This is a genomic window from Photobacterium ganghwense (assembly GCF_017329545.1).
Taxonomy (GTDB): Bacteria; Pseudomonadota; Gammaproteobacteria; order Enterobacterales; family Vibrionaceae; genus Photobacterium; species Photobacterium ganghwense.
The window spans coordinates 45814-59900 of sequence record NZ_CP071326.1; the positions used below are offsets into that span (position 1 = coordinate 45814).

The window sequence follows — 14087 nt, forward strand, 5'->3', positions numbered from 1 at the left end:
TGATTAGTTAAAATGAAGACCCCAGCTGTTCAGGGTGCCAGTGTCACGACGGGCATTATCGTAAACTTTCAACTGCCAGGTACCGTTGGCTTCTACGCCGCTGAAGTCAGCCTGGTAAGATTGCACGATATTGTTGGTTGAGCCGCCGCTGTTGCTGTGCAGTACCACATAGTCACCGTTTGGCGCGAGCAGTGTCACATTCAAGTCACCAATGTAAGTGTGTGTGATGTTCAGATCAACGGTCACGACACCGGCATCGCCCTGATGGCTGACAGCCAGCGTGCTGGTGATACCTGTCGTCTGGTTATCAGGAATGCTGACAGACTGGGTATTTTCGTAATCCATACCGGTTCCGGTCTGGCCGCCGTCCGGACCGTTACAGCCTGCATCCAGGTACTCTTTCGCTGCTACCGCATTGATCAGACCATGACCGGTACGGTCATCACGACCGGCAACGTCGATGTCTTTCGCCGTGGCGCGCAGCGCCTGACGCACCTGCTGGGCTGTACATTGAGGGTGGTAACTCCACACCAGGGCTGCAACACCAGTAACGTGTGGCGTCGCCATGGATGTCCCATTGTAGTACTCGTAGTCTTCATTGATCGTACTGGAAACTGTCAGCTGCTGGCCAGCCTGGTTCGCCAGTTCGAGACCCAGCGCGCGGTCTACCGAAACGGAGATCATGTTGTAGCTGTCGTAGCGGTCAACCAGGAATGGGTTCTGCAAGCCTGCCAGCTCATTGTTACTGTATACGACAGCGGCTGATGCGCCGGCGTTGTAACAGGCGGCAACGGCATCAACTTCCGGATAGACGCCAGAGCTCTGGTTGCCGATACGTTCGGTCAGACAGATCTTGCCCGTCATATCGCCACAGTTGAAATTGCCATTGCTGGTGTCACACACGGCCAGCGGTGCTGTCACACTGCCCGGAACCGGTTCAGGGACAAATGAGCCGCCACGGTTAACCAGGCGGTTATGTGGCACAATGCCGCGGTCGAAAAGGCTTTGACCGTTCAGAGTGATATTCGCCAGACGGCCTTCACCCAGTGTGACCGTCGACAGAATGGCTTCACCCGGTGCCGCGATTTCAACCTGGTTTGTGGCCTGAGAGAAGTCAGCGTGATGCTCCTGGTTATCCACGGCGGCAACAGACACGACAGAATCGTATGAAGCTGGGTAGCTGTGTGCGGTATTGCCATCGTTACCCGCTGCTGCAATCAGCAGGACGCCGTTGTTGTAATGGTTGGCCAGTGCATTTTCTTCGGTGCGGCTCGACTGGCTGCCCCCGAGGCTCATGTTGATCACGTTAGCGCCATTGTTCACACAGGTGTCGATGGCTTTCACCAGCCCTGATGAATACCCCCAGCCGGATTCATTGAACACTTTCACGATGTGCAGGTTCACGTTCTGGTTAGGCATTACCCCCACCACGCCTTCATTGTTAGAAATGGCGGCAATCGTGCCCGCAACGTGCGTACCGTGTGCGTTGTTGTTGCCCGGTACTGACCAGCTGCCGGTACCGCTGTCGTTGGTACCGTTCACTCTGTTGCCGCTCAGGTCGTTATGCGCCAGATCGTAACCCGAATCGATAATACAGACGGTACGGTTACCGGTCATTGAATCATCCAGTTGCGTCGCGCCGACAAACGTCTGGCCCCAAGGCAGGGTTTCACTCAGCAGGTAACGAGGTGGATCGACTTCGACGTATTCCACATCCGGATTGTTGCGTAGTTCGGCCACTGACTGAGAATCCAGTTCGGCACTGTACGCGGGATGAGAACCAATCTTTTCAATGCCTTTGGCTTTATGGCGTGTCAGTAGTGCTTCGCCTGCAACCCGAGGACCGGAAAAGAGTGAGCGGAAACTGAATAATCCCGTCTCAGGCTGATCTTTGAATTTGACAATGTATTTCACCGGCATATCCGGTTTGCCAAAATTCGCCAGTTCATCCGCCTGTGCCGCCGTACTCATACTGACAGCCATCGCCACTGCTGATAGTGAACATCCCAGCCAACCTAGGGTGTGTGTCCTTTGCATGTGATTTTATCCTTTTTTGTTGAATATATTTTTCATTTTATAAATGTGTGTTTGTTGCTCGGATAGCGAAATAGTGCTCGCTAAGCAACGGCTTACATATAGTTCAGAGGCGAACGAAAATGGAGTAAGTTTATAAAATACGTTCAAATCTTGGCGATAAGGTCAAATTATCAACTGGATAGGTAAACATTGAAAATGAGAATTAATCTCTTTTGTTGTAATTCGAAAGAAGTTTATGCTGTGAAAATTATGTTTTTGAATTGATTGTTTATGCGGTGTTGGGCGCGATAAGGAATATTATGCAGCGATGTATTCATCTGCCGGGGGATGGCACACAGGTAAGGTGTAAAAAGGTATAAAAAAACCAGCCGGTTGAACCGGCTGGCTTAAAGGTCGTTGGGGGCGGCGTAATGCCACTCCGGGGTGCTGACCGTAACGCGTTATCCGCCCCAGCTCCCTGAAGAGCGGCTACTGCTGCTCCAGCTGGATTTTGCGGCGACAGTTGAGCCAAAGCCACCACGGGAAATTGTACGGGTAACCGTGGGTTTTGGTTTCATATGGTCGCGGCTGACGATTACCTTGGACTTTTTATAACGGCTATTGCCGTAGTCATAACCGTCTGCCGTCGTCCAGCGGTTGTAGAAAGTGCTGCCCGGGTAGTAGGACGAGAACATGGGTTGTGAGTAATACCCGCGGTCCCGGTCCATCATTCGGCCAAACATGAACCCTGCCATTGCAGGCATAAACCAGTTGTTGCTCTGGGACTGCACGCAGGCATTGGCCCCAAATTCTGATTCACAGTCATACCGGCTGTTGTATTTCGGCGCGGTGCGGGCGGCTTCGTCCAGTGCATTCTGGTAGGCCGCTTTACACTCTTGGGTATAACTCGGATTGTCACTTTCACAATCTTTCAGCGTTTCGTAGATGGTTGCTTCCTGGCCGTTGTCACTGCAGCCTGACAGCGCGAAGCTGGCAAAAGCGACGGTAACCGGCACGGCACTGGCTGGACGCCAGTTTTTGCGCATACTGGCCAGTACGACATTTTTACTGCGTTTCATGTCAGCCCCCTTAGTAGGTCATGCACGCTGCATTGAGCAGACCGACTGAAACCGATGTTGCCGCCATCATGATACCGGCCGGAATTTCACCCGCTTCGATACGTTCAACGATACGTGGCATGAAGCCAAAGCGCAGAATCCAGAAAGCCAGCATTTGTGCCAGCAGTGCCACAATACCCCATAGCGCAAAGTCGATGAGACCCACGGAGTTACTGGCAGCACCAGCAATAGCCAGACAGTAGCCGATGATCGAACCTGACAGACCAATCGCCGCCGCGATGTTCTGTTCTTCTTTTACCAGTTTCCATTCGTCATGCGGGGTGAAGCGAACATAGACGAATTTAAACAGCAGCAAGAACACCAGAGACAGTGAAAAATACAGCAGAAATGAGCCAAGGCCAGCAAGAGATTGAGCAATTACTTCCATGTGGATTCCATTTGGTTAAGTTGATTAAGTGGTGTCATTGAAAAATTATCCGATTAATCGGAAGTCGGTCGGAGACAGGTCGAAACCGGTGCTCAGCGCGAGGCAACGTTCAGCCTGATTGCGGTAGATTTTCTCTTCTCCGGCAACCATCAGGGATTCAAACTGCCCGTCACCGGTGTCCCGCTCGTAGACCATTACAAATTGATCGGTTTCCGAGACAGTACCGTTTTCCAGCCAGGTTTTTTCCGTCATGGCCACTGGGCGGGTATTTTCCCACACTTTGTCAAAACGATGGCCTTCCAGCTCCCAGTGCGACTGGACAATCTGGTTATCCAGCATCGACTGCCACTGGGACGGCGAATCAATCGGGCGAGATTCATAGAAGTAATACAGTTTCACTTCACTGATATCAGCCTCGCTATCACCATGCGTCAGCACCTGAATGAAGCCGTCGTCATCGGTGTAGTAGCGCAACAGCCGGGTTTGTGCATCCAGCCGGACTTCCCCAACCGCCTTGATCAGCTGAGTGCGCGAGGCACCTTCGATAATGAGTTGAGGCTCAATCAGCTTGAGCTTGAGATCATCCAGTTCGAAAGCGCCACCCAGGCGAAGTCCCATGATCTCCGGACTAGGGTCCGGTTGGGCTTCAGGGGCTTTTTTCTTTTTAAACCAGTCAAACATAACGACTCCGGTCGGTCATGAACTCGCTGTAATGCGAGACCAGTTGAAATGCTCAACCCGCTCGTCAGCGATATAAAAGATTTTTGCACCTGGAGGTACAGAAATATCCAGTGACGGATTCAGCGCCACACCCTGACCACTGTCCACGGCGATAAGAATCGCGTCGTAATCGGTTTTAAAGATGCCGAACAGGGCACCCACTGTAGTGGCCGGCTCGTTCTCGGGATAGTGAACGGAATACTGCGTCATTCCCTTGTGGGTGCTGAGCAGCTCATGATGCAGTTCACTGGATCCCGGATCGATTGCCGATTTTGCCAGCATCTCGACTGCCACAGACGGAATGCACTCCGCATTCGGACAGTGGTGTTTCAGCAGCACGCTGAGCGATTCGTCGTTGAAATAAGCCAGCAGATGCGCCTGCGGATTGCGGTTGGCACAGAATAAGGCGGCCGACAGAGTGATGTCGTCTTCCGGGTTATCGATCAGAATGCAACTGGCGGTGTCAACGCCGGCACGCGCCATGCCATCGCTGTCGGTAAAGCTTGGCACACGGACAAACTCGATTTCACCCGGCAGCGGGTTTTCAATATCGGCACGTACACACAAGACAATCGCTCGGTGGCCTTTCTCTTCGTATTGCAGCATTTTAATTAGGTGCAGGGTGCGCTGCTCGTTCCACCCCAGCAGCAGAATGTGGTTATTCACCGTTACTTTCCTTCTGCCTAACTGGCCTTGTTTCCAATATTCAATGAGGACACTGGCTACCCGACCGAGAGTCAGAGCAAACAGACCCAAGCCGCCTGGTATCACAACCAGCATGACAATCCATTTTCCGGCCGTTGTCGACGGAGACATGTCACCGTAACCGACTGTGGACGCTGTGACGACCAAATAGTACAGGTAATCGGTTACAGGCGAGACAAGCGCCTGCTCACCGGCAAGGGTGAGCAGGAGATAACTGACTACGGTGTAGCCAAGGATCATCAGCAGGAGGTTTCGACCACTCAGGGCGTGAAACTGGGACGCAGCCCAGCGACGGAACACAAGCCACAGAGACATTGTTCCTCCTTAATGGTCTGTTACTGGCCGAGGATACGTTTCAGCTCGTCTTCCGCAGAGGCCGATTTGCCTGAAGTAATCCCCGCATCAGCCAGCTTCTTGTCCAGGCTGCTGCCTGACTGGGCTTCGGCCATTTCTGCCGCGGCTTCCAACTGGGCGGCTTTCTCAGCCTGACGCTGTTTGATGCGTTCCAGTGATTCGACTGCCGTGTGCATTTTGGTGTTAGCACCGACATTGGTGGCTGAAACAGCAGACTGAGCTTTTTGCACGGCTTCGTTGGCTTTCACCACATCAACCTGTTGCTCAAGCTGACGCAATTTGTCTTTTGCCTGGCTGATGTTAGAGCGCATTTTCTGCTCAGAGGCGACAAATTGATCCAGGTAAATCTGTTCAGCTTGCTGTTCATTGCGCAGGTTTGCAACCTTCTGGGCACATTCCAGCGCCAGATCCTGCTGGCCTTTTTCCATGGCAGAACGGGCATGGCCTTCATACTCTTCAATACCTTTGCTGAAGCTGTCGACCTTTTGCTGAGACAACTTACGTTTGGCCACGATGCCGACTAATGCTTCATCAGAGCGGCGCAGCTCGTTTTTCGCTTCACGAATTTCCTGATCCAGAATTCGCAGTGCCTGACTGTCTGCGACCGCTTCGGCTGTTTCGTTGACACCGCCTTTAAGGGCCGAGAACAGTTTTTTCCAAACGCTCATTATGCGATCTCCTGCAAGTGATCCTGATAAAGTTCAATGAAAGCTTCGACGTTGCGGAACAAGGTCGCCACTTCAATCACTACACTTTCGGCTTTTGACTGTGAAGACAAAGAACCAAATGCGACGTAATAGCTGGTGTGATCAATCTCGTTAATCCCGATGGTCGAGAGTGGGAACAGCTTGTGAGTACGCAGGATCTCTTCGTTCAAAGCCGCAACGTCTTTGACCTGATGCTGGGCAAACAGCAGGACTTCAACCAGAATCTGTTCACCGGCAATGGCCAGAAACGCTTCAATGTTGTCTTCGTTGCGGATAATCAGAGTTTGCTCGTTGGCTTCAACCTGCCATCCTTCGTGTTCACTCAGGAGAGTATGAAGCTCAGATAATTGCCATGTCATATTCGATACCTATCCTTTATGGCTTTGTGTCTGTTTGGAATAAAAAACAGATTTCATATTATGAAGTGTGACGGTCTAATTACCATAGTGTGCTACGCATTTGTTGCGATTTTTGTGAGGTAATAAAGAGAACGTAACTTTACTGACTGTAATTCCGGACGTGAGTTCCGAGGCAATTGGAATCGAAGGGGTGTCCTGTGTATGTTTTTTCACCTTCACCATCACCAAAACAGGGCAAGCTTGCTCAGCTTTGGTGAGCAGGGATCCACCAATCGCACTTCTATCCCGCCTCGTTGGCCTCATGTCCCCCCGACTTGAAGCGCTTGCTGCTGGCACGTAACTGTTTTCGACAACCGATGGGTGCTGGTGGCAGCAGCGCTGGGAGGACGGTGAGAATGCCTGATGGCCTCTTAATGGCGGATGTTGGCTTGAATCATGCATTGTCAATCAGGCGAATGAAACATTAACTTTAACCATGTCTTTCGTTTAACCACTATTTCGTTTAACGATGTCATGCGTTCAGTAATGAAGTCACTTGCATAAAGTACATACAATCTCAGGTTATGATTTTCAGGCAATGCGGCCACGCCCTTTACGGGGTGTGGCTTTTTTTTGCCTGTTGGTTGCGTCAAAGGAGTGGTTATGAGCGGGAAGAACATGGAACAGGTAACGCCGCTAACGATTCAGTCTGCCTGTCCCTATTGCGGGGTCGGCTGCGGGGTTAACATCGACGTGGATAAGGGGAGATTACGCGGTGCTGCCGGGTGTACCGAGATCCGTGGGAATGATAATCACCCGGCAAATCAGGGGGCATTATGCGTAAAAGGGGCCACCCTGAAAGAGAGTCTGTCACTACCTAACCGTTTGCTGTATCCGAGGTTGCGTCAGCAGGCAAATGTCCACAACATCAGTTGGGATCAGGCCATCAGTACCATTGCCGAAAAGCTGACTTCGACCATTGCCGAACATGGCCCGGATAGCGTCGCGATGTATGTTTCCGGGCAATTGCTGACGGAAGATTACTACGTGGCCAACAAGCTGATGAAAGGCTTTGTCGGTTCAGCCAATATTGACACCAATTCCCGCCTCTGTATGTCCTCTGCGGTTGCGGCGCACCAGCGTGCGTTTGGCGAAGATCTGGTGCCGGTTCATTACGATGATATTGCGAAAGCGTCGTTGATCGTGATTGTCGGCGCGAATACGGCCTGGACCCATCCAGTGCTGTTTCGCCGGATTCAGCAGGCAAGGGAACGCAACCCGGCGCTGCGCCTGGTTGTGATTGATCCAAGACGGACCATTACCGCTAGGCAGGCTGATTTGCACCTGCCTATTGCTAATGATGGCGATGTCTTGTTGTTTAACGGCTTGTTGCGTTACCTGCATGAACAAAACCAGCTGGATACGACGTTCATTGCTCAGCATTGTGAAGGTATGGCGGCGCTGGAGCAGGAGATTAACCGCAAAGTGTATCAGCTCACGGCGGCGGCCGATGCGCTGGGAATCACCCGCGATACCCTGGAGGCTTTTTATCGGTTGTTTCGGGATAACCCCAATACGCTGACACTGTTCTGTCAGGGCGTGAACCAGTCTGCCTCGGGGACGGATAAAGCCAATGCGATCATTAACTGCCATCTGGCAACGGGGCGGATCGGCAAGCCCGGCACCGGACCGTTTTCGCTGACCGGGCAGCCCAATGCGATGGGGGGGCGAGAGGTAGGCGGGCTAGCCAACCAGCTGGCAGTGCACCGTGGTTTTGACCCGGATTCGGTGGCAGCGGTGCAGACATTCTGGCAGGCGCCGAACATGGCGGAGCGTCCCGGTCTGAAAGCGGTCGATCTGTTTGATGCCATGTATGACGGGCGTATCAAGTTTGTCTGGGTCATCGCAACCAATCCGGTGGTCTCGCTGCCGGACAGCCGAAAAGTGGTGGAGGCTCTGCAGCGCTGCGACTGTGTGGTGGTTTCTGATATTTCACCGGATGCTGACACCGCGGCGTATGCGGACATTTTGCTGCCGGCGGCGGGCTGGGGGGAGAAAGAAGGGATGGTGACAAATTCTGAGCGCATGCTGACCCGCCAGCGGGCATTTTTGCCCGCACCGGGACAGGCTCGCCCGGACTGGTGGGCAATCTGTGAAGTGGCCAAGAGGGCGGGGTTCAGAGGGTTTGATTTTCCCGGCGTTTCCGCCATTTTCCGTGAATTTGCGGCACTGAGTGGCATCAACCGTGACACTTCGTTGCAGTTTGACCTCTCCGAACTGGCGACACTGAGCGATGACGATTATGCCCGCTGGCAGCCACAACGCTGGCCGTTGGGCCGGAAGTGTCATTTGTTCAGTGATGGGCAGTTTCCGACGCAAAGCGGTCGTGCCAACTTGGTGGCAGTGCGGTCTGACGTCCCACCTGTATCTGTTGAGGGTGCTGCGCATGCTACATCGGTTTTTGGGCGCATTATCAGCAACAGCAGCGATGTCAGCACCAGCAGCAATGGTAATAACGTTGGCTCGGAGAGTTGGTGGCTCAATACCGGGCGGCAGCGGGATCAATGGCATACCATGACCCGTACCGGCCATATTGCCCGGCTGGCTGAGAATGAATCTGAGCCCACGGTGTACATGCATCCGCTGAGCGCCCGCCAGTATTATCTCGATGCCGGACAGCTGGTTCAACTGAACCTGAATGACAGCTCGGTGCTCGCTAAGCTGGCCTATGACGAGGGTTTGTCAGCGCGGCAGCTGTATATGTCAATGCACTGGGCTGGTGATTTCGGCTTTGCCAGCCGGGTTAACCAACTGGTGCCACCGGTTGTGGATGTGGTATCCGGCCAACCGGCATTTAAGTCGGCACAGATCAGCCTGTCCGTACCTGAAGTGGCTAGTTATGGCTTGTGGATTGGCGAGCAACCACCGCCATTTGAAACGGATTTCCTCAGTTTTCAGACCGGCTTCAGCGCTAACATCTGGCGCTTCGCCTGTCGCTCGCCATTGACCAAAGCGAGCCTGTATGCCGGATCGCACCACCGTAACCCTTATTCTCAGGCCAGCTCGCATCAGATACTGATACTGGACGGACTTGGGCAAAGTGTCAGTAATCTTGCTGAACCGGCGAGTGAGACAAATCCATCATGTTTAAACAGCCCGGCGAACAAGCAGACGAGTGACAGGAGCTGGGCTGCCTTGTTACTGGCAGAGCAGACACTGAACGCTCTGTGTCTGGTTAGCGCCCGACCGCTGACGGCTGAGCCGCAAGCGTATGCCGCCCTGTTCGATAAAGCGTTTTCGGTGAGTGCGTTTCTGGCGCTGGCTGCGACCGGGCAGGTGCCAGCACAGTTGGTGTGCAGCTGTTTTCGGGTTACCGACCGGCAGATTCAGCAGGCTGTCAGCCGGGAGGGTATCGCCAGTCTGAACGGGCTGCAGGCGAAACTTAAATGTGGATCCAATTGCGGCGCGTGCCTGAGTGAAGTCAAGGCACTGCTCAAACAGGCACTGGATAATCAGCCATTATCAGAATCGGAAGGAGAGAAGTCATGAGCATGGAAAGCAAGCCTCTCGGGGATACTGTCGTTACCGTGACGGTGCAGGAAGCCAGCCCGGCAATCACGGCTGACTCGTTACAAAGAGTGCCCGGCCAAGGGCGGCATTTAGATCCAATGGTCAGTTTGGTCGGTGCCGGTCCCGGCGATCCTGAGCTGCTAACCCTGAAAGCCTATCAGGCCATCCGAAAGGCGGATGTGCTGGTGTATGACCGGCTGGTCAGTGATGAGATTCTGGCAATGGCAAACCCGGCTGCAGAACGGGTGTATGTCGGCAAGCGTTGCGGACAACCAAGTTTGCAGCAGACGGCGATTAATCAGATTCTGATCGATAAAGCCCGCAGCGGACGGTATGTGGTGCGGCTGAAAGGCGGTGATCCGCTGATTTTTGGTCGTGGCGGCGAAGAAGGGCTGGCGTTGTCCGCCGCCGGGATAAGGTTTGAATTCATCCCCGGGATCACGGCCGCTATCGGCTGTGCTGCGTCCGCATCCATTCCGCTGACACATCGGGAAGTTTCCCGCTCGGTCACGCTGGTTACCGGTCATGTGGTGTCCGGCGCATTGCCTGCCTGGGCTCAGCTGATTGGTGCCGGGCAGACCATCGTGTTCTATATGGGGCTGGAGCAGGCTAAGGAGATCCAGAGCGGTCTGACGTTGGGAGGGCTGCCGGGCAGCACCCCGTTGGCCGTGGTGGTGAAAGGCAGCACACCGGACGAGCAGGTGCATGTGTCGTCATTGGGCAATCTCACCAAACTGGGGCAACAGCTGAAGGGGATATCTCCGGCGTTGCTGATTGTGGGTGACGTTGTCTCCTTGCGAGAAAGCTTAAATCAATCAGTTACGTTAGCAAAACAACACCAGCTTACCCCTAAAGAGGTGTTTTTTGCCTCAGTATGAGGAAGTGGCGAACTGCTTGCTTAGATCTCTGTGAAGGCCAAGAGTCAGGGCCGACAGGATAAGTGGTGGTTCATGGCGAAGTCTGAAGCGAAACATATACTGGTGTGCAGTGATTGCACCCGGGAGCAGGCCAGGCTGACCGGTAAACTGGCCGTGGAGTACGACAATGTGATCGGTTGCCGGTTTAGCCAGTTGCCGACGCTGCTCACCCAGTTGCCACACAGCGTGTTGGTGCTCAGCTGGTCACGGGCGGATGCGGAACTGCGACTGCTGGTTGAAGAGGCGGGAGAGCAACGCTGGCCGCTGGTGGTGATGGTGCGCAAGCTGGATCATCACGACATAGATCGGCTTCCCCGGCCAAATGGCTACGTGTTACTGCCTGGCGACTCGGCAACGGCGCTGAGTGTTTGGGTGGAACGGGCCATGCAGGTCAGAGCCGTACAATGTCAGCTGGTCAAAGAGCTGGCAACCGTCACCCGGCGGCTGGAAGAGCGGCGACGGGTAGAGCAGGCCAAGGGACTGTTGATGAAATTACAGGGGCTGGATGAGGCCGAGGCGTATCAGCTGTTACGCCGAACCGCGATGGAAAACAATCAAAGTCTGGGTCAGATCGCGCAAAATATTTTGGTGGCCCTCGGTCAACAATAGTAAGCCGAAGGGTTCCTGAGTGGGACACGCGAAGGCTGGGAATATTAATACTGACTGGCAAAACATGACCGGTAAACGCAGTTTTTCAGGCTGCCCCCGTTTCAGCTAGGCATCATTTCAGTCAGGCAACACACAATTCAAACACATTAAGCGACGCCGCTTCCCCCGCTGGGGAAGCGGCGTTTTTGTTTGCAGTGACGTTGTTTGACCTGTTGGTGGATTTGAGCTTTTAGCGGGTGAGTGGTGAAGCAGGTTTGAATTAACGAGCTAAGGAAGAGGAAAAGGTATGGAAAAGGTGAATGGCTGGATGTTAGCCGGTGTGATCAGCGCCGGGCTGTTTTCACAGCCGGTGCTGGCTAAGGTAGGGCCACCGGAAAAAGACGAGCTGAAGTTCGGCTTTATCAAGTTGACCGACATGGCACCACTTGCGGTGGCCTATGAGAACTTCTATTTCGAAGACGAAGGGCTGTACGTCACGCTGGAGGCGCAGGCGAACTGGAAAGTGCTGCTCGATCGGGTGATTGATGGTGAGCTGGATGGTGCTCACATGCTGGCTGGTCAGCCGATTGGCGCGACCATCGGCATCGGTACCAAAGCCGATGTGATCACGGCATTCAGTATGGATCTGAACGGTAATGCCATCACCGTGGCCAACAGTGTCTGGGACGCGATTAAACCGCAGATTGATAAAGCCGCAGACGGCAAACCCAATCATCCGGTCAAAGCCGATGTGCTCAAACCGGTGATTGAAGCTTATAAGGCTGAGGGTAAGCCGTTCAATATGGGCATGGTCTTTCCGGTCTCAACCCATAACTATGAACTGCGTTACTGGCTGGCGGCCGGTGGCATTCATCCCGGCTATTACGCCCCGCAGCAGGGTGACAACAGCGGCCAGCGTCAGGCGGATGTGTTGCTAAGTGTTACCCCGCCGCCGCAGATGCCCGCCACGTTGGAAGCCGCCACCATTCAGGGGTACTGCGTGGGAGAGCCATGGAATCAGCAGGCCGTGTTCAAAGGCATAGGGGTACCGGTGATCACTGATTACGACATCTGGCCGAATAATCCGGAAAAAGTGTTCGGAGTCAGCAAGGCCTGGGCAGAAGCCAATCCGAATACCCATATCCGGGTGGTGAAAGCGCTGATCCGTGCCGCGTACTGGCTCGACGAGCAGGAAAATGCTAACCGGACAGACGCTGTAAAAATGCTGGCCCGCAGTCAGTATGTCGGAGCGGATGCCAAGGTTATTGCTAACAGCATGACGGGCACCTTCGAATACGAAAAGGGCGACAAGCGCCCGGCCCCCGACTTCAACGTGTTTTTTCGTCACCACGCCACTTATCCCTATTACAGCGATGCGATCTGGACTCTGACGCAGATGCGTCGCTGGGGACAGATTCCCGAAGCTAAGCCTGACGACTGGTACATGTCGATAGCGAAAAAAGTCTACCGACCGGATATCTACCGTCAGGCCGCTGAGGCGCTGATTGATGAGGGCAAAATGAAAGCCGCAGACTTTCCGGATTTTGTCGCCGAAGATGGTTTTCGCGACCCGCAAACGGGCTTTATCGACCGGATCACTTTTGATGGCCGTTATCCGAACGCCTATCTCGATCAATTCACGATTGGGCTGAAAGGCAACGACAAACTGTAAGGAGACTCATCATGGCGTCAATCATTACACTTCCGGCATTGCCGAAACCTGCGCGGATGATTCAGCACAGCCGCGGGATCGCTCTGCCATTACTGGGAATCGCGATTTTCTTACTGGTCTGGCATCTGGCGGCAAGTCAGGTTCAGACCTCGCTCGGGACGTTACCCGGGCCAATCCAGACCTGGCAGCAATTCCGCGGGCTGGTGGAAGAGCATCAGCGAGAGCGGGATCAGGAAGCCGCATTTTATGAACGACAGGAAAAGCGCAACGCAGCGCGACTGGCTCAGGATCCTCAGACGGAAATCCGGGTGCGCGAATACACCGGAAAACCAACATTTTTCGATCAGATTGGCACCAGCTTGCTGACCGTCGCCGCCGGTTTCCTGCTTGCCACGGTGATTGCTATCCCGGCGGGGATCATCCTCGGTCTGAACAAAGGGCTGTATGCCGCGTTCAACCCGGTGATCCAGCTGCTGAAACCGGTCTCACCACTGGCCTGGCTGCCGATTGTCACCATGGTGGTGAGCGCGGTGTATGTCAGTGATGATCCGCTGGTGGCGAAATCGTTTCTGAATTCCCTGTTTACCGTCGCTATGTGCAGCCTTTGGCCAACCCTGATCAATACCGCCGTCGGTGTCACCGGTGTTGATAACGATCTCCACAACGTCAGCCGGGTGCTCAAGCTGTCGCGCTGGCAGCATGTCCGTACCATCGTGCTGCCGTCGGCGGTACCTATGGTGTTTACCGGGCTGCGCCTGTCGCTTGGGGTGGCCTGGATGGTGCTGATCGCAGCGGAAATGCTGGCCCAGAACCCGGGTCTTGGCAAATTCGTCTGGGATGAATTCCAGAACGGCAGTTCGGCGTCGCTCGGGCGCATCATGGTCGCCGTTGTGACCATCGGTTTTATCGGGCTGTTGCTGGATCGCGGCATGCTCAGTCTGCAACGCCATTTTTCCTGGAATAAACAGCTCAGCCTGCGTTAGGCAGCGGAAGT

Annotated in this window: 12 protein-coding genes; 5 read left to right on the plus strand and 7 right to left on the minus strand. The window is 54.1% G+C overall.

What is annotated here, in order from left to right; all coding sequences use genetic code 11:
* Nucleotides 1-3 precede the first annotated feature (3 nt).
* From FH974_RS16170 to FH974_RS16200, 7 genes are all read right to left on the minus strand, one after another.
* Entirely contained in the window at nucleotides 4-2037 is a 2034-nt protein-coding gene (locus FH974_RS16170) for a S8 family serine peptidase (RefSeq protein WP_047884906.1), read from the minus strand.
* A 440-nt stretch (nucleotides 2038-2477) separates the two neighbouring features.
* On the minus strand, nucleotides 2478-3095 hold the full coding sequence (locus FH974_RS16175) for a DUF1190 family protein (RefSeq protein ID WP_047884905.1): 618 nt from the start codon (nucleotides 3093-3095) through the stop codon (nucleotides 2478-2480).
* Between the two features lie 10 nt (nucleotides 3096-3105).
* Nucleotides 3106-3522 carry a DUF350 domain-containing protein gene (locus FH974_RS16180; RefSeq protein ID WP_047884904.1) on the minus strand — a complete coding sequence of 139 codons (417 nt, stop codon included), beginning with the start codon at nucleotides 3520-3522 and terminating at the stop codon, nucleotides 3106-3108.
* Nucleotides 3523-3567: 45 nt separating this feature from the next.
* A complete protein-coding gene (locus tag FH974_RS16185; RefSeq protein WP_047884903.1) occupies nucleotides 3568-4203 on the minus strand; it encodes a YjfK family protein in 636 nt (211 codons plus the stop codon).
* Nucleotides 4204-4218: 15 nt separating this feature from the next.
* Nucleotides 4219-5262 (minus strand): potassium channel family protein, encoded by a 1044-nt coding sequence (locus tag FH974_RS16190; RefSeq protein WP_047884902.1) that lies wholly within the window; start codon nucleotides 5260-5262, stop codon nucleotides 4219-4221.
* 20 nt (nucleotides 5263-5282) lie between these two features.
* Nucleotides 5283-5969: a PspA/IM30 family protein gene (locus FH974_RS16195; RefSeq protein ID WP_047884901.1), complete on the minus strand. Its 687-nt coding sequence runs from the start codon at nucleotides 5967-5969 to the stop codon at nucleotides 5283-5285.
* Nucleotides 5969-6367, minus strand: coding sequence for a DUF2170 family protein (locus FH974_RS16200; RefSeq protein WP_047884900.1), 399 nt, complete (start codon nucleotides 6365-6367; stop codon nucleotides 5969-5971). Before FH974_RS16200 ends, FH974_RS16195 begins: the two co-directional genes overlap by 1 nt.
* 642 nt (nucleotides 6368-7009) lie before the next feature.
* Between FH974_RS16200 and FH974_RS16205 the strand changes: the two genes are divergently transcribed.
* The 5 genes from FH974_RS16205 to FH974_RS16225 all read left to right on the plus strand — a co-directional run bounded on the left by FH974_RS16205 (nucleotide 7010) and on the right by FH974_RS16225 (nucleotide 14076).
* The gene (locus FH974_RS16205; RefSeq protein WP_242551936.1) at nucleotides 7010-9895 is read left to right on the plus strand and encodes a nitrate reductase; all 2886 of its coding nucleotides are present in this window, start codon (nucleotides 7010-7012) and stop codon (nucleotides 9893-9895) included.
* Entirely contained in the window at nucleotides 9892-10794 is a 903-nt protein-coding gene (gene cobA, locus FH974_RS16210; RefSeq protein WP_053061794.1) for a uroporphyrinogen-III C-methyltransferase, read from the plus strand. The genes FH974_RS16205 and cobA overlap by 4 nt, the downstream gene beginning before the upstream one ends.
* A 72-nt stretch (nucleotides 10795-10866) precedes the next feature.
* The gene (locus FH974_RS16215) at nucleotides 10867-11442 is read left to right on the plus strand and encodes an ANTAR domain-containing protein (protein ID WP_047884899.1); all 576 of its coding nucleotides are present in this window, start codon (nucleotides 10867-10869) and stop codon (nucleotides 11440-11442) included.
* A 307-nt stretch (nucleotides 11443-11749) separates the two neighbouring features.
* The gene (locus FH974_RS16220) at nucleotides 11750-13093 is read left to right on the plus strand and encodes a CmpA/NrtA family ABC transporter substrate-binding protein (protein ID WP_242551990.1); all 1344 of its coding nucleotides are present in this window, start codon (nucleotides 11750-11752) and stop codon (nucleotides 13091-13093) included.
* A gap of 56 nt (nucleotides 13094-13149) precedes the next feature.
* Nucleotides 13150-14076, plus strand: a complete 927-nt coding sequence (locus FH974_RS16225; RefSeq protein ID WP_415722080.1) for an ABC transporter permease — start codon at nucleotides 13150-13152, stop codon at nucleotides 14074-14076.
* Nucleotides 14077-14087 lie beyond the last annotated feature (11 nt).